General features: G+C 39.1%; 16 protein-coding genes and 1 other annotated feature. Of the genes, 1 reads left to right on the top strand and 15 read right to left on the bottom strand.

Going from position 1 to position 16,045, the window contains the following annotated elements; translation table 11 throughout:
* Positions 1-34: 34 nt before the first annotated feature.
* From leuS to LS684_RS16620, 5 genes are all read right to left on the bottom strand, one after another.
* Positions 35-2,452 (bottom strand): leucine--tRNA ligase, encoded by a 2,418-nt coding sequence (leuS, locus tag LS684_RS16600; RefSeq protein WP_233807570.1) that lies wholly within the window; start codon positions 2,450-2,452, stop codon positions 35-37.
* A 75-nt stretch (positions 2,453-2,527) separates the two neighbouring features.
* Positions 2,528-2,754 (bottom strand) — a binding site (T-box leader).
* A gap of 463 nt (positions 2,755-3,217) precedes the next feature.
* Entirely contained in the window at positions 3,218-3,994 is a 777-nt protein-coding gene (locus LS684_RS16605) for a 3-hydroxybutyrate dehydrogenase (protein WP_233807571.1), read from the bottom strand.
* Between the two features lie 15 nt (positions 3,995-4,009).
* Positions 4,010-5,329, bottom strand: coding sequence for a GntP family permease (locus tag LS684_RS16610; RefSeq protein ID WP_233807572.1), 1,320 nt, complete (start codon positions 5,327-5,329; stop codon positions 4,010-4,012).
* Between the two features lie 303 nt (positions 5,330-5,632).
* A complete protein-coding gene (locus tag LS684_RS16615) occupies positions 5,633-6,997 on the bottom strand; it encodes a sigma-54 interaction domain-containing protein (protein ID WP_233807573.1) in 1,365 nt (454 codons plus the stop codon).
* Positions 6,998-7,042: 45 nt separating this feature from the next.
* A complete protein-coding gene (locus tag LS684_RS16620; protein WP_233807574.1) occupies positions 7,043-7,549 on the bottom strand; it encodes a GNAT family N-acetyltransferase in 507 nt (168 codons plus the stop codon).
* 451 nt (positions 7,550-8,000) lie between these two features.
* On the opposite strand from LS684_RS16620, the gene LS684_RS16625 reads away from it, so the two are divergent.
* On the top strand, positions 8,001-9,050 hold the full coding sequence (locus LS684_RS16625; RefSeq protein ID WP_233807576.1) for an NAD(P)/FAD-dependent oxidoreductase: 1,050 nt from the start codon (positions 8,001-8,003) through the stop codon (positions 9,048-9,050).
* 236 nt (positions 9,051-9,286) lie between these two features.
* Here LS684_RS16625 and LS684_RS16630 read toward each other — a convergent pair whose 3' ends face one another.
* The 10 genes from LS684_RS16630 to LS684_RS16675 form a co-directional block, all read right to left on the bottom strand.
* Positions 9,287-9,427 carry a hypothetical protein gene (locus LS684_RS16630; protein WP_233807578.1) on the bottom strand — a complete coding sequence of 47 codons (141 nt, stop codon included), beginning with the start codon at positions 9,425-9,427 and terminating at the stop codon, positions 9,287-9,289.
* A gap of 45 nt (positions 9,428-9,472) precedes the next feature.
* Complete coding sequence (locus tag LS684_RS16635) at positions 9,473-10,660, bottom strand: MDR family MFS transporter (RefSeq protein WP_233807579.1); 1,188 nt, start codon at positions 10,658-10,660, stop codon at positions 9,473-9,475.
* A gap of 244 nt (positions 10,661-10,904) precedes the next feature.
* Entirely contained in the window at positions 10,905-12,338 is a 1,434-nt protein-coding gene (locus LS684_RS16640) for an ammonia-forming cytochrome c nitrite reductase subunit c552 (RefSeq protein WP_233807580.1), read from the bottom strand.
* On the bottom strand, positions 12,331-12,855 hold the full coding sequence (locus LS684_RS16645) for a cytochrome c3 family protein (RefSeq protein ID WP_233807581.1): 525 nt from the start codon (positions 12,853-12,855) through the stop codon (positions 12,331-12,333). The genes LS684_RS16640 and LS684_RS16645 overlap by 8 nt, the downstream gene beginning before the upstream one ends.
* A 64-nt stretch (positions 12,856-12,919) precedes the next feature.
* On the bottom strand, positions 12,920-13,423 hold the full coding sequence (locus tag LS684_RS16650) for a TlpA family protein disulfide reductase (RefSeq protein WP_233807582.1): 504 nt from the start codon (positions 13,421-13,423) through the stop codon (positions 12,920-12,922).
* Between the two features lie 15 nt (positions 13,424-13,438).
* Positions 13,439-13,570 carry a CcmD family protein gene (locus LS684_RS16655; protein WP_233807583.1) on the bottom strand — a complete coding sequence of 44 codons (132 nt, stop codon included), beginning with the start codon at positions 13,568-13,570 and terminating at the stop codon, positions 13,439-13,441.
* A gap of 15 nt (positions 13,571-13,585) precedes the next feature.
* On the bottom strand, positions 13,586-14,296 hold the full coding sequence (locus LS684_RS16660; protein ID WP_233807584.1) for a cytochrome c biogenesis protein: 711 nt from the start codon (positions 14,294-14,296) through the stop codon (positions 13,586-13,588).
* A complete protein-coding gene (locus LS684_RS16665; RefSeq protein ID WP_233807585.1) occupies positions 14,296-14,979 on the bottom strand; it encodes a heme exporter protein CcmB in 684 nt (227 codons plus the stop codon). Before LS684_RS16665 ends, LS684_RS16660 begins: the two co-directional genes overlap by 1 nt.
* Positions 14,976-15,680, bottom strand: coding sequence for a heme ABC exporter ATP-binding protein CcmA (gene ccmA / locus LS684_RS16670; RefSeq protein ID WP_233807587.1), 705 nt, complete (start codon positions 15,678-15,680; stop codon positions 14,976-14,978). The genes LS684_RS16665 and ccmA overlap by 4 nt, the downstream gene beginning before the upstream one ends.
* A 16-nt stretch (positions 15,681-15,696) precedes the next feature.
* A complete protein-coding gene (locus LS684_RS16675) occupies positions 15,697-16,041 on the bottom strand; it encodes a hypothetical protein (RefSeq protein WP_233807589.1) in 345 nt (114 codons plus the stop codon).
* Positions 16,042-16,045: the final 4 nt, after the last annotated feature.

Below are 16,045 nucleotides of genomic sequence, written 5' to 3' on the forward strand. Positions count from 1 at the left end.
AGAATGCACCCAACAGGGGGTGCATTCTGCTACATTAATTTGCTACGATATTGACTAATTTCCCAGGTACAGCAATTACTTTGCGAATGGTTTTCCCGTCAATATGTTCTTTCACTTTGTCGTCTTCCATCGCAAGTTTCTCTAATTCGTCTTTTCCTGCTTCTGCTGGCACTAGAAGCTTCGTTTTAACTTTTCCATTTACTTGGACAACGATTTCGACTTCATCATCAACAAGCTTGCTCTCATCATAAGCTGGCCATGCTTCGTATGTGATGGTTCCGCTGTGGCCTAGCTTTTCCCAAAGCTCTTCGGCAATATGTGGAGCAATTGGTGAAAGTAATTTCACAAACCCTTCCATATATTCTTTTGGAAGAGCAGTTGCTTTGTATGCATCATTAATGAATACCATCATTTGAGAAATAGCCGTATTGAAGCGTAATCCTTCAAAGTCTTCCGTTACTTTCTTCACGGTTTGGTGATAGATTTTTTCAAGGCCTTGTGCCTCTTCATTGTCTTGGATCTTTTCATTTAATAAACCATCTTCTTCAACGAACAAACGCCAAATACGATCCAAGAAGCGACGCGAACCATCTAGACCATTTGTTGACCAAGCGATTGATGCATCCAAAGGTCCCATGAACATTTCATAAAGACGTAAGGTGTCTGCCCCATGGCTGACAACAATATCATCTGGATTAACAACATTTCCTTTTGACTTACTCATTTTCTCGTTATTTTCACCAAGAATCATCCCTTGATTAAATAACTTTTGGAAAGGCTCTTTCGTTGGCACTACACCAATATCATATAGGAATTTATGCCAAAATCTTGCGTAAAGTAAATGAAGAACGGCATGCTCTGCTCCTCCAATATAGATATCAATTGGTAGCCATTCTTTTAGCTTTTCAGGGTCCGCCAGCTTCTCATTATTATGTGGATCAATATAGCGTAAGAAGTACCAGCAGCTTCCCCCCCACTGTGGCATCGTATTGGTTTCGCGCTTTCCTTTTTTTCCTGTCTTTTCATCAACCACATGAACCCAATCGTCAATGTTGGCAAGTGGTGATTCGCCTGTTCCAGAAGGCTTGATTTCAGTTGTTTTTGGTAAGATTAACGGAAGCTCTTCCTCAGGAACAGCTGTCATCGTTCCGTCTTCCCAGTGAATGATTGGAATCGGCTCTCCCCAATAGCGTTGACGGCTAAATAACCAATCACGTAGACGATACGTAACCTTCTTTTCGCCTTTTTCGTTTTCTTCCAGCCACTCGATTGCTTTTATTATTCCGTCTTCTTTGCCAAGTCCATTCAAGAAGTCAGAGTTCACATGCTCTCCGTCACCTGTATAAGCTTCCTTCGACACATCTCCGCCTGCCACAACTTCTTTAATTGGAAGATCAAATTCCTTCGCAAATTCAAAATCACGTTCATCATGTGCTGGAACCGCCATAATCGCACCTGTTCCGTAGCTCATTAACACATAATCCGCAATCCAGATTGGCATTTTTTCTCCATTAATTGGGTTAACCGCATATGCCCCAGTAAATACGCCTGTTTTTTCCTTCGCAAGGTCTGTACGCTCTAAATCGCTCTTCGCCTTTACCTTTGCTATATATGCTTCCACGGCATCCTTCTGTTCAGGTGTTGTTATTTTCTCAACAAATGGATGTTCAGGAGCTAGAACTGCATAGGTCGCTCCAAATAATGTATCTGGACGAGTTGTGAACACGGTAAATGTCTCGCTGTATCCATCAATTGTAAAGGATACATGCGCTCCTTCTGAACGACCAATCCAGTTGCGCTGCATATCCTTTAAGCTCTCTGGCCAATCTAGCTCTTCAAGGTCTTCTAGTAAACGGTCTGCGTATTCGGTAATTTTCAACACCCATTGCTTCATCGGGCGACGTTCAACTGGGTGACCACCGCGCTCAGATTTACCATCAATTACTTCTTCATTCGCTAATACTGTTCCAAGAGCTGGACACCAGTTAACTGCCACTTCATCAATATAGGCTAGACCCTTTTCATATAATTTAGTGAAAATCCATTGAGTCCACTTATAATAATTCGGATCTGTTGTATTCACTTCACGATCCCAATCGTACGAGAATCCTAGCTCTTTAATTTGGCGGCGAAATGTATTAATATTTTGCTCCGTAAAATCAGCAGGATCATTCCCCGTATCAAGTGCATATTGCTCTGCTGGCAATCCAAAGGCATCCCATCCCATAGGATGAAGAACATTATAGCCTTGCATTCTCTTCATCCGTGAAAGTATATCTGTCGCAGTATATCCTTCTGGATGACCTACATGTAAGCCTGCTCCAGATGGATATGGAAACATATCTAATGCATAAAATTTCGGCTTCCCCTTATCTTCAGTTGTTTTATATGTCTTGTTTTCTTCCCAGTGCTGTTGCCATTTCTTTTCAATCTGTTGGTGATTGAAGCTCATTGTGTTTCCTCCTATACAATCTGTTGATCTCTGTCAAAACAGAGCCAAAAAAATAAAAAAACCCCTCATCCCTATAATAGGGACGAGAGGATTATGTATAATCTCCCGCGGTACCACCCACATTAGTGCTCCTAGCGAGCACTCGCTTCATTCATCCTTAACGCGGAACACGGCAAGTATTACTAATCATTCACACTTGCAACTCAAAGGCGAGTTCATGATGGGTCCGAATGACTTTCACCAGCCGTCATCTCTCTTAAAGCGGACGTAACATCATTACTATTCCTTATCACTGTTGATGGGTATAAGAAGTTCTTAATTAGTGATATTGTATAAAATTTCTGATAGAGATGCAAGTTGGTTTAATTAAAATATTTTGATACGGAAATTCTTCTTTAAAATAGCTCAGATGCCACATTGTTTGCTAACAAAAATCAAACTTCCGTTAGCCTATAATTCAATATGTTTACGTATGTCTCCATTCATTCTTTGATTAAGTAGATTAATCCACAAAAGGATTGGAACGAAAAAGTCTGTAGGAGAGGACAGGGGGACAAAAGTCATATGAAATGCACTTAGCATTTCTACTTACAAGGCTGATAGAATGTTTCCCTAAATAAAAGCATGTATATAATTCCGATAAAAAAAGGTTGAACTAATGGCCATAACAAACCTCCAGCTCAACCTCACTATATTAACCTTAAATTCCGCCCATAAAAACTGGATCCTAGTAAATTTAAAATAACACTTTAATTTATATCCATATTATTGAACCGTATATCCCCCATCAATGACAACGGCCTGACCAGTAACCCCCTTTGCCTTTTCACTTGATAGGAATATAGCATAATCGGCAATTTCTGATACATCTAAAAGCCTTTTCTGTGGGACAAGTGGATAAATCACTTCCTCTAACACTTTTTCAAGCGGCACATTTCTTGTATTTGATAGGTCCTCTAATTGATTACGAACTAATGGAGTATCGACATAGCCTGGGCATATCGCATTCACGGTTATCCCGTATGGAGCTGCTTCTAGTGCAGCCACTTTTGTAAGCCCAATGACACCGTGCTTGGCACTATTGTAAGCCGCTTTCCCAGCAAAGCCAACGAGGCCATTGATCGAGGCCATATTAAGAATACGGCCAAATCCTTGCTTTTTCATATATGGCAACGCATACTTCATTGCCACAAAAGGAGCAGTTAGCATCACTTGGATGAGAAACTCAAATTTAGCTGTTGGGAAATCCTCGATATAGGAAACATGCTGGAGACCTGCATTATTGATTAATATGTCAATTCTCCCATATTCCGCAACTGTTTGGGAAATCGCAGCTTCAATTTCCACTTCCTTTGTAACATCACACTTAAGTCCTTTGACCTCGAACCCTTCCTTTTGTAACAGTTGTGCTGAAGACATTACTTCTTGTTCTTGAACATCTGTTAGCATCACCATAGCCTTTTGACTTGCGAAATTCTTAGCGATTTCATAGCCAATTCCTTGAGCTGCCCCTGTAATAAAAACAACCTTTCCATCAACCATAACGTAACTCCTTTCTTAAATGCCTAAACCAAGTGAGAATAAAATAATTGCCAAGATCACACCGAGCAATGGAACAATCACAGTAACTGCACCAACAGCATTATATGCATCCTGATGTGTTTCCCCACAAATTGCCCGAACCGTAGTCACCACATACCCATTATGAGGAAGCGAATCTAACGCACCAGACGATATCGCAACAACTCTATGCAAAGCTTCAGGATTAACACCCATATCCAAGTAATGAGGAGCAATTAATGGAAGGGCAATCGCCTGCCCACCCGAAGCGGAACCAGTCATCCCTGCTATTAAACTAACTGCTACCGCCCCGCCAATTAACGGGCTCCCAGGAATACTTGTCATATAATCAACAGCTGTTTGAAAAGCTGGGACTGCTTTCGCAACACCACCAAAACCAACTACAGCAGCCGTATTTCCAATAGCAATTAAAGCTCCAAGCGTTCCTTCTGAAACAGCATTCCAAAAGTTTTTGAAATATTTTCGATTCAATAAATAAGTGGCAATCACACCTCCTAATAGGGCAATGATTAATGCTGATTGCTTAAGTGAATCATGAAAAATATACGAAATGATTAATACAACAAATAATGGAACGATCCCCAATAGCGGATTCGGAAGCGGTTTATTTTCATTTACTGGGTCAGAATCTCTCGAAACAAAGCTCTCTCCCTTCGCAACTGCCTTTGTAATCATTCGCTTTAACCACCAATAGCCAAAGATGATCATAAACACCGCAACAATTGCACTTACTTCCCAACCAGCATATGGAGAAGTATTCAAATATTCAATTGGAATCCAGTTCTGAATTTCTGGTGAACCAGCTGAAGTCATCGTAAACGTAACCGATCCAAATGCTAAAGCTGCTGGAATAAAACGCCTTGGCAAATTAGCTTGTTTAAATAAACTAACTGCCATCGGGTATACAGAAAAAGCAACAACAAATAAACTTACACCACCATAGGTTAAAAATGCACAAGCAGCTACGATTGCTAACACTGCATATTTCATTCCTAGCTTATCAACAATTAATTTCGATACACTGTCTGCTGCTCCGCTGTCTTCCATGACCTTGCCAAAAATGGCCCCTAGTAAAAACATTAAATACCAAGCTGTCACAAACCCAGAAAATCCAGACATATAATTTCCAACTAAATTTGCTTCTCCTTCTCCAACAAGCTGTGGGAATAAAGGCATCCCATTTAAAATTGCTACAAATAAGGCAGAAAGTGGCCCTGCGACTAATAGGTTCATTCCTCGCATCGTTAATACAATTAAAAGAATTAGTCCACCAATTAAACCAATCATACTAAGCATTTTATTTCCCCCTTTAATGTGAAGTTGCTTGTTAACCTTTTATGAAAACGCTACCAAAACAACAGTTGCTCCCCCTTTTCCATTTATTTGTTTCTCCCTTTAACGTTTATGCAAGTTGTGTGCCAATCAAAAAAAGTAGGTTTCGTCTCATTTTTTTGAATTTTTCGTGAATTGTTTTTCCAGAATGTCGGAAACAGAACGATGAATCAATATGGTAAGTCGTCAGTTTGGATTGTCATACCTCCATTTGTTTACTACATAAGAAAAAGTCCAGAATTTCGGAATGATTTCCGAAATTCTGGACTAATCTAGTTCATACTTCTTTAATTTTTCGTACATGGTGGATTTACTAATTCCCAAAGCCTTTGCAGCTTCTAATTTATTATGCTTGTATTTCTCTATGCTTTGTTTTAATATCCGCTTTTCAGTCTCCTCCAGCATTTCCTTCAAGTCTTTCTCGCCTAAGGGATACACTGGATGAGCTTCTTGTAGATATTCAGGAAGAGAATCTATGGAGATTACTTCATCATTCGATAAATGAATGGATGCCTCTAGTACATTTTCCAGCTCACGTATATTACCAGGCCAACTATATAATTGAAAAAGCTGATTCACTCGATTATCGATTTTCATTATTCTTTTTCCTGATTTCTTCGTTATTTTTTGAACAAAGTAATCGAGTAGTAACGGAAGATCCTCCATTCTTTCCCGCAAGGAAGGGATTAAGAATGGCACAACATTAATTCGATAGAATAAGTCTGCTCGAAATCGCTTCTCCTCCATCATTTTCTCCAGAGGTCGATTGGTCGCGGCTATAATTCGTACATCAACAGAAAACGGCTTTGTCGATCCAACAGCTTCAATTTCGCCCTCTTGGAGTGCACGAAGAAGTTTTACCTGCATGTTAATGGGCATATCCCCTACTTCATCTAAAAAAATCGTTCCCCCATCAGCAAGCTGAAACTTCCCTTTTTTTCCACCCTTCTTTGCACCAGTGAAAGCTCCTTCTTCATAGCCAAATAGCTCTGATTCTAGTAAATGCTCTGGGATTGCCCCGCAGTTGATTTTAATAAACGGTTGATGACTTCGGTTGCTTAGTTGGTGAATACTATGAGCAAACAGCTCTTTTCCCGTGCCACTTTCTCCTCTTATTAATACGGATATATCACTCGATGCCACAGTTTTCACTTTTTCCTTTAAACTCTTCATTTGCTTCGAGCTGCCAAGAATATCGTCCAAGCTATATTTAACTCCCGTATCAAATGATTGTATATAGGATTGCATTTTGGTCAAAAGACTTTTCACATGGCTATTCATTTTCATCCATTCTTGTGTATCTCGAAAAAAGACGGTCCCAAATGCGCCAACAATCTTTCCATCCGAAAAAATTGGAATCCTGTTTGCAATCATATAATTGCCCCTTATATATTGAAGGTCAGCTATTTCTTCTACGCCTGTATCTGCAACAATGTGCATTCTTGTGTTTTCAATAATTTCTGTAACGTGCCTGCCAATTACTTCATCACGTTTAACATCCAAAAACTCACAATAATTATTGTTTATATACGTGATATTTCCTGTCCGATCCACGACAACAAGCCATTCAAATGCATTCTCCACAATGGTTTCTAGAATATCGGCTGGAATTTCAAAGAGTGCTGGATTCATAGAAAGCTCCTTCCCAATGATATCTCCCTCTGATATTTTATTCCGTTATTTCAACTTCATTTCATAATACGGCTCCTCTTGTGCCGTATCTTCAAACCACTTCATACCTTGATATTCAAAACCAACTTTTTCAAGAATTTTTAATGAGCTTGCATTTTCCGGGGCAGCTGAAGCAGAGATTTTTTCCACGAGTTCGTTTTGCTTCGCTGTAGTAATGCAAGCCATTACTGCTTCAGTCGCATATCCCTTCCCCCAATATTCTTTAGAAAAATGATAAATAAGCTCCACCTGTTTTAGAGACTCTCCAAGATTAAATCCAGCAGCTCCAATAACTTTTTGCGATACTTTTTCTACAACTGCATAAACAGATAAATGGTTAGAGTCATGGCATGTCGCATAAGCCTTAAGTACGTTTGGTAACACCTCATGAGGCGTGGCTCCTAGACAGCTTTCCATCACCTCAGGGTCTCCCCAAAAAGTTTTTGCTTCATCTACATCCTGTTCTTCAAACACCTTTAATATAAGTCTATCTGTCTCAACTATTACGTTCATGAGTTACCTCCTATTAGTCTGATATCTGTTAACCAATATTTTTCCACCCTTTTCATCTGATGCTCATTAATCCCTTTCCACTCGAAGTGCACTCCAAGCGAATAATGCAGGGAGGGTTTCAAATGTTGTAAGCCCCATCTACCTCTTCACAAAACAAAAAAGATGAAATATCAAACGCTTTTCATAGCTCCTTTACCATCATCCAGCTTCCTTCTATTCTCTCTTAAATATTCGGAATTTTTTTATCATTCCCTCCTATTTTTACGAATAAATATTTGCCAATTAACTGTATAACAAGCTTCATAAAGGAATGGGAAGCACCTCTTAGGTTGTTCAAATTTTTTGTTCGCTCCTCTTGCTTACTTAATAAAAGGAATTGAATATTTCGTTCGGCTAGCGTATAGTTAAATGAGAATGATAATCAATATTATAAGTTTAGGAGTGATATAGGTTGATCTCAAACGAACTATTTGATGTTACGATTATTGGAGGCGGACCAGCAGGTTTATACTCTGCTTTTTATAGTGGACTTCGTGAAATGAAGACAAAAATTATTGAATATCAACCGCTACTTGGCGGAAAAATCCATGTCTATCCAGAAAAGATGATTTGGGATATAGGGGGCCTCACTCCGACTCCAGGAGCAAAATTGATCGAACAGTTAGTAGAGCAAGGATTAACCTTTGACCCTACAGTGGTTCTAAACGAGAAAGTTGAAACGATTTCTCAAAATGAGGAAGGCATTTTTATCTTAACAACTACCTCAGGAGAAGCTCATTTTTCCAAGACAGTTATCGTGGCAGTAGGGAGCGGCATTCTCAACCCACAAAAATTAGATATCGAGGGTGCCGACCGATTCGAGGTTTCTAATTTAAATTATACAGTAAAATCATTGCAACGGTTTAAAAACAAAACTGTCATCATATCAGGTGGTGGAAATACAGCCATTGATTGGGCAAACGAGCTTGAGCCAGTAGCCAATAAAGTGTATTTAACCTACCGCAAAGAAGGACTTAACGGACACGAATCACAAGTTTCCCAAGTAATGAATAGCACGGTTTCTTGTATATTCCATACATCGATTACAAAGTTAATTGCTTCAAACAACCACGAAGTGATTGAGCAAGTCGAATTAACGAACCATGAGACAGGAGAAGTTACATATTTACCAATTGATGAAGTCATTATTAACCATGGCTATGAACGAGATTCCGACCTATTAATGAAGAGTGAGTTAGATATTCGTATGGCGGATAACTTTTATGTAGAAGGCAATTCCGTTAGCGCTTCATCTGTCCCTGGCTTGTATGCAGCAGGAGACATCCTAAAGCATGATGGAAAGCTCCATTTAATTGCTGGTGCATTCCAAGATGCAGCCAACGCTGTAAACAACGCCAAGCAGTTCATAAATCCAGAAGCAACCAAGCAGGCTATGGTCTCATCCCATAATGAAGTATTCAAGCAGCGTAATCGTGAGCTTGTCAAGTTGATGATGAAGTAGAGATGGAAAAGGGAATGAAGAGGATTTCGTGAATTAATGTTCATTTCTCAGTGATGGCTTCCATTTATAGTCCAATTAGTTACGAACTAACTCATGGTGGCATTTCCAAGGTATTCCCTAGTTCTTTGGCTTTCATCGGCTGGATGAAGGATTTTTTGTTCTAGTTTTCTAGCATTTTCGGTCTTCATCTTCTTGATGAGGACCTTTTTTCGGTTGTTTCATTGCCTTTTTGGTCTTCATCTACTGGATGAGGACTTTTTTTCAATCGTTTCATTGCCTTTTTGATCTTCATCTACTGGATGAGGACCTTTTTTCAATTGTTCATAACCGTCAAGAGCTTCTTTCATCCAGCAAGTAATCGGCCTTGCAGTCACCAAAAAAGCGCGCCCCCGGCAAGGAGTTCGCGCTTTTAGTACTATCTGTTATGAGGCTTGAGTGACGATGGAGTTTGAATCTTTTAATTTTCGATCATAAAGAATGGTCGTGAAGATAGCTACTACGAAGAGAGACATCAGAACGATGAAGAGCATGGACATGCCGTATAAGTCGACCATTAAGCCTCCCAGTAGAGGACCAATCATACGTCCACCAGTTGCCGTGCTGTTAACTATCCCTTGATAAAATCCTTCTCTTCCTTTAGGAGCTAGGTCATTTGCAATCGTTGGTACTGCTGGCCAAATGAGCATTTCGCCGATTGTTAAGATGATCATGGCAGTTAAAAATGCTGTAAATTGTTGTGCGACGGATACGACAGCAAATGAAGCGATAAAAATAAAAATCCCTATTAAAATTTGTAACTTTAACGTTTTAGCAAAGTATTTAACCACATTGTTCATTATAGGCTGCCCAAGGACAATCAATGCTCCATTTATCGCCCAAAGCAAGCTATACTGCTTTAACGTAATGCCAAGATCCTGAGTATGTGAAGCAATCGTAGACTGCCACTGAACATACGCAACCCAGCAAAGCAAATAACCGATACTTAAAATTAATAAAGCATACAGCCTAGAATAATTCTTAATCGCTTTATTCTCTTGGATTACCGACGTGTGGTTCCCGCTATTCACTTGAATACTACGATAACCAAATACTGCAATGAAAAAGAAAATGGTATACATGAATGAATTTGCGATGAAAATTAGCTGAAAGGAATAGGATGCGACATATCCACCTAATGCGGCACCGACCGCAACCCCTAAGTTTTGAGCTACATATATTGCATTAAATGCTTTTCTCCCGCCTTCTTTCCATACAGAACCAGCCATTGCATACATGGATGGGAAAACAACACCTGAGCCGAAACCAATAATCGTTAGAAAAATGACGTAAGGAATAAGATCATGCCAAAAGGTTAAACCGATTAGGGCAACTAATGTGACGCCTACTCCGAATAATATCGACTTGTAGCCACCAATTTTATCAAACAGGCTGCCACCATAAAGATTTCCAATAACGCTTGCCCCGGAGTTTAACATTAGGACAAAGCCAGCAAATGTCAGTGATTTTCCTAGATGCTCGTGAATATAGATCGTGTTTAACGGCCATAAAAAAGAAGCGCCCGTTACATTCACTGCCATCCCTATTACTAAAAGCCATAAGGCACGTGGCATGCGTATCGCCCCTTTACTAAATATATCTACATGCTCTATCTATTTCGAATACCAAAGTAATTTTAGACCTTTTTCTGTCCCTTTGCAATCAATTTTCCTTCCTTTTATTCGGAATATAATATGATAGAACAATCAGAAAATAGGACTTAGGAATTGACATGCCCTCTTTTATTTGTCAAAATCAAATAGAAAACACTGCACAAATAGGGTTTGTACAGTGTTTTTATCGCTTAGTATATCTGCCTTATTTTTTTGGAGCAGGTTGTTGTGCAGTGAAATAACTGTTTACAGCTTGCTCTTTCTTTTTGAAATTATCTTTCTCATCTAAAACGGCTTTCTTTGCCTTTTCAATTTCTTCTTTTAGCTCTTCAAGGTTTACACCTTTTTTCACAAGCTCTTCTGTTGCCATTCGAATAGCTTCGTTCGATGCTTCTGTTGATACTCTCATTGAATCCATTGCCCCTTGCGGATTATGGAAGCCTGCTGAGCTTTCGGCAGCTACAATATCCCAGAACCATTGACCAATCCGTACCTGCTCTTGAGCCAGTTTAATTTTGTCCTCGCTTACTTTTTCAGTGATCATCTTGTTTACATAGTAATGAGCGGTAATTGAAATATCTTCCGCAGCATGCAATGCTTCCATATGTGTGTCCTGTATACTGATTACTCGTTCTTCTAGTTCATCCAGTTCACGATTACTATGACAAGTTCCACATGATTGTTCCATTGTTTTTAATGGCGATGTCCACCAATGAGAGCTAATTTTCTTCTTATCATCTTTTCGCTCATATGGCATGTGACAATCTGAGCATGTGACGCCTGCTTGACCATGTGGCCCTTCCATATGTGTCTCAAAATCAGGATGCTGTGCTTTTAGCATAGGTGCCCCCGACACATTATGAACCCAGTCCTTTTCAAAGCCTTTTTCTTTTGCAGTTGTTTCGTAGTATTCATACATATCTTCTGGTTTAAAGCCCTTATCCCAAGGGAAAGTTACCTCTCCGTTTTCAGGTGCGAAGTAATATTCTACGTGGCATTGTCCACATACATAATTGCGCATATCATTTTTTGTTGCTTTTGAAACATCGACTCCTTGTGTAGCCATTGCCTTTACAAAACTTGGTCGTGTTACACGAAGGTCCATTGTTTCTGGATCATGACAGTCTGAGCAGCCAATAGGGGAGTGCCCCATTTCTTCTCCTTTAGGCCAGATATCTTTATTGAAGTTTCCACCCCAATAGTCATCGCCCATTTCCTCAATCATTTGTGGCACCGCTGTAGATTTACAAGTGTAGCAGGAGCCAATGGATTTATCTGTAATCCGTTTGACATTTTTTACATCTTCAAGGGCATATATATGACCTCGATCTTCATTGTACTCAGTGGCAAATCCGTATCCATTAAATAAAATCGGTAAATATGGCTCTTTGTCCACATCATATTTACTACGTTTTACAGACCCTGAATATTTCGTATCCTCTTCTTCTTTATTTTTTAAATAACTGTCATATTGAAGAGGAAAAAGATCCTTAAATGCTTCATTGCTAATTTCGTCTTTTTCTAGTCCTGTTTTTAATTCACCTGCCGAGCTATTTGCGCTTTCATTACTCGCACAGCCGGTGATAACCATCATAACAGCGACTAGAAAAACGAATGACCATCCATATTTTCTAGCCATTATTGAATGTACCTCCTTTTTTATCTAGTAGCTCGCCTGGTTTCGGCTGCTTATAGAAATCCTCTGATTTAAAATCATCGCCATGTGGAATCGATTGATGGCAACTTGTGCAACTTTCCTTCGCGTCATGTGACACATTATCAATTGTACTTTCGTGACAGCTGATACAATTTTCCTTTATTACCTCTTCAGAGCTTTCTGTTGCATGTAATACACCTGGTATTTTGTCTGATCCTAATGTATTAAAATACATATGGCCGACACCTGCTTTCGCTTTGAAAACGAGCTTCTTAACCTTGCTATCATGTGGCAAGTGACAGTCATTACACGCTAAGGTTGCATGAGTTGAATCAGTAAATGAATCATGTACATTTGTCATAATGTGACAGCTTTTGCAAAAATCAGCAGAATCTGTATAGGCAAATGTCTTAGCGGTTACTGCAGAAATAATGATTCCAGCAAAAACTCCGATAAATATTAGCATTTTTTTATCGATAGCCAATAGCTTCTTGAACATTCTTTATCACCTCCTCCAAGTCAAAATGAATCTATTAAAACACATAATTGTGTTCTAACCTTGGTTAAGGCTTCATGCTCTCCATCATTTGAATTAAATCCGCTTTTGTTGTCGGTCCTGAGAACCGTTCATGAATAAGCCCATTTTCATCAATAATAATCGTCTCAGGCTGACCGATTACCCCATAATCATTGGCAACGTCTTCTTTCGTATCGAGTAAATACGTAAGTTTTGACTTAGATTCCTCTATATAATCTGTCATTCTTCTTTTTGATTCGCCCTTAGCTAATACGAGAAGTACCGCTCCGTCATATTCGGTTCCAAATGCCTCAAGCTCTGGGGCTTCATCTAGACAAGGTTCACACCATGTTGTAAAAAAATTGATAACAACGGGTTTCCCTTTATAGTCAGAAAGCTGATGAACAACTCCATTCATATCCTTCAGTTCGAAATCAATGGAAGGATCACCTGGGTTTGCAGAAACTTTTCCACTAAGCCCATTTACCAATAGACCGAGAACACCAATCGTGATCATTCCTATAAATATTGGAACGAGTTTCTTTCCCATTTTCATCACCCGCTTCTATTGTTCTGAATTCCACTCTTTTAACACCTCAAGGTCTTTCTTTAATTGGTGCTGGCGCTTCCCTAAAACCACAATATAGCCGCCAATAAGAGCCCAAATAACTGTATAAGCTAAATATAAATATTCCATTTTCATTTCCTCCTTTTAGCTCGCAAGCTTGTTAATGGCTTTATTCTTCGCTTTAGTCACTGCTAATCGCATCTTCTCGATTTCAGTTCCTTTCCTCATTAAAAACACATATAACAGGGTAATGGTTGCGATACAAAATAGGAGTGTGATAAGCATATTTGGCTCTATTCCACCACCTTGCTGGTTCTTTCCCTCTCCAAATACGATTGGATGTAATTTCGTATTCCACCAACGAATAGCCATAAAAACGATTGGAACATTGATGCATCCAATAATTCCGAAAACCGCTGAAAAACGAGCTATCTTCTCCCATGATCCCTCCATCTTTCGAACAAACAAATAGGCTACATAAATAAACCACAGAATAAGGGTCGTGACCAGGCGAGGTTCCCAGGTCCACCATGTATTCCAGGAAGATTTCCCCCAAATCATGCCCGTTATTAACGTAATGGTCGTAAACAACACACCTAATTCAGCAGAAATCCCTGCTTGAATAAAGCGATTTTCAGTTGGCTTTTTTAACGTTAGGACACTATAGAAGCCGACGATAAAAAAGGCAAGAAAAGCTACCCATGCACACCCAACATGAAAATAGAAGATTTTTTGGGTGACCCCCATCTGTTTTTCAATTGGTGACCAAATAAAGACTAGATATAAGCTAATAAAGACTGCCGGCAATAATGTATAGAGTAGGATGCGATCCACTTTGGTTCGTGTTTGATTCATTAAGATCCCTCCATAATAAATTCAAATAAGAAGAAACACACAGCGAAAAATAATAAGTCGTAACCAACCATTAGCTGAAACCATGATTTGACATCCTGTATTCCTTCATTTTCTAAAATAATTCGGGTTGCTTGTACAGCTGCAATCATTAGAGGGCTTAGTAAAGGGAGGAGGAGAACAGGTAATAGCATCTCACTGTTTTTAGCATTAGCTGCCAATGCTGCGAGAAATGTTCCCACAATAATAAACCCGAATGTTGCGATAAAGACAATAAGAATGAACCACAGATAATCCCCATAGAAATGGAAATCAAATAAGATAAATAACACGGGGACACTAATTAATTGAACTGCTGTTACAATTACCAAATTAGATAAAACCTTCCCCAAATAAATACTCGTCGGATCAATTGGTGCGACAAGCAAACCGATTATACACTCATTGTCCTGTTCCACTAGAAATGAACGGTTTAGTCCAAGAATTCCAGAGAAAATAGTAATTACCCAGATAAGCCCAGGTATAATCATTTTCACTGAGTTTTGCGTTGGGTCAAATGCAAAGCTAAAGATTAATATAACTAAGCTAGAAAAGATCACCATCATGCCAAAATTTTGCTTTGATTTTAATTCATTTCTTATGTCCTTGCTTGCAATAGCAAGAGCATCGCTTACAATCCATTTCATTTGCTTATCACCTTCTTTTCGTAATAAGCTTTTAATTCATTCACATCTAGGAAACGCTCTGCCTGGTTATCTGAGATAATTCTTCCTTTGTGCAGAATAGCTACTCGATTACATAGTTTGTGAACTTGCTCAAAATCATGTGAGATTAAGAGAATAGAAGTACCTAACCCTTGCTTTTCTTGAATGATATGATTGAACAAAGCCACTGCCTCCTGGTCTAAACCTGTATGTGGCTCATCTAAAAGCAAGACATTTGGCTCCTGCAATAGCACCCGAGCAATTGCTAGTCGCTGTATCATTCCTCTTGAAAAAGAACGAATAGGAATGTCTCGGAAATATTCAAGACCCACTTTCTTCAGTAAGTTCAATGCGGCTTTCTCTCGATTGGGCACTTTATATAACTTCCCGTAAAACATGAGATTTTCAAGAGGAGTGAGCGAGCTATATAAAAAAGATTCATGCCCAAGTAGGCCAATGGCTTGCCTTTGTGTAGTGGAATTTTTTTTCATGATTTGTTGGTCAATCCAAATCTCTCCACTTGATGGCTTCATTAGTCCTGTGGCACATTTAAATAATGTACTTTTACCAGCTCCGTTTGGACCAATAACCGCTAAACTCTCTCCTTTATCTAATGTTAAAGAAAGATTCCGTAATATAATTTTTTCACCAATTATTTTCGAAAGATTTTTAAATTCTAGCATATGCCCCAACTCTTTCTTACGTAAATAGGTCTAGCTCCAATTTGACTTTCTGTAATTTAATCTCATATTCTTTCCTACTTCTTTCATAATGCTCTTCTTCTATATGTCCCGCTGCTTTTTGCTCGACCATCATTGTTAGCTTTTGTTCCAGCAGTTGCTTCTCTTGTCTAAGTCTTTGAAACTTCTGTTCTTCATAATAGAATGCTTGTTGGTTTTTCCTCTTTTTCCTCCAAAAATATAGGATTACGATTACGAACAGGAATATAATTATTAAAATATGTGGATTCATTCCTCTTAGGACTGGCGTTGAAAACCATAGATTGATGAGCCAGTCTGGATGAAAAGGGGGGAGATCATTCATCTAA

Source organism: Cytobacillus spongiae, from assembly GCF_021390075.1.

Excerpts from the sequence above, each read along its gene's own strand:
- leuS (WP_233807570.1), bottom strand. The coding sequence starts at position 2,452 with ATGAGCTTCAATCACCAACAGATTGAAAAGAAATGGCAACAGCACTGG.
- LS684_RS16605 (WP_233807571.1), bottom strand. The coding sequence starts at position 3,994 with ATGGTTGATGGAAAGGTTGTTTTTATTACAGGGGCAGCTCAAGGAATT.
- LS684_RS16610 (WP_233807572.1), bottom strand. The coding sequence starts at position 5,329 with ATGCTTAGTATGATTGGTTTAATTGGTGGACTAATTCTTTTAATTGTA.
- LS684_RS16615 (WP_233807573.1), bottom strand. The coding sequence starts at position 6,997 with ATGAATCCAGCACTCTTTGAAATTCCAGCCGATATTCTAGAAACCATT.
- LS684_RS16620 (WP_233807574.1), bottom strand. The coding sequence starts at position 7,549 with ATGAACGTAATAGTTGAGACAGATAGACTTATATTAAAGGTGTTTGAA.
- LS684_RS16635 (WP_233807579.1), bottom strand. The coding sequence starts at position 10,660 with ATGCCACGTGCCTTATGGCTTTTAGTAATAGGGATGGCAGTGAATGTA.
- LS684_RS16640 (WP_233807580.1), bottom strand. The coding sequence starts at position 12,338 with ATGGCTAGAAAATATGGATGGTCATTCGTTTTTCTAGTCGCTGTTATG.
- LS684_RS16645 (WP_233807581.1), bottom strand. The coding sequence starts at position 12,855 with ATGTTCAAGAAGCTATTGGCTATCGATAAAAAAATGCTAATATTTATC.
- LS684_RS16650 (WP_233807582.1), bottom strand. The coding sequence starts at position 13,423 with ATGGGAAAGAAACTCGTTCCAATATTTATAGGAATGATCACGATTGGT.
- LS684_RS16655 (WP_233807583.1), bottom strand. The coding sequence starts at position 13,570 with ATGGAATATTTATATTTAGCTTATACAGTTATTTGGGCTCTTATTGGC.
- LS684_RS16660 (WP_233807584.1), bottom strand. The coding sequence starts at position 14,296 with ATGAATCAAACACGAACCAAAGTGGATCGCATCCTACTCTATACATTA.
- LS684_RS16665 (WP_233807585.1), bottom strand. The coding sequence starts at position 14,979 with ATGAAATGGATTGTAAGCGATGCTCTTGCTATTGCAAGCAAGGACATA.
- ccmA (WP_233807587.1), bottom strand. The coding sequence starts at position 15,680 with ATGCTAGAATTTAAAAATCTTTCGAAAATAATTGGTGAAAAAATTATA.
- LS684_RS16675 (WP_233807589.1), bottom strand. The coding sequence starts at position 16,041 with ATGAATGATCTCCCCCCTTTTCATCCAGACTGGCTCATCAATCTATGG.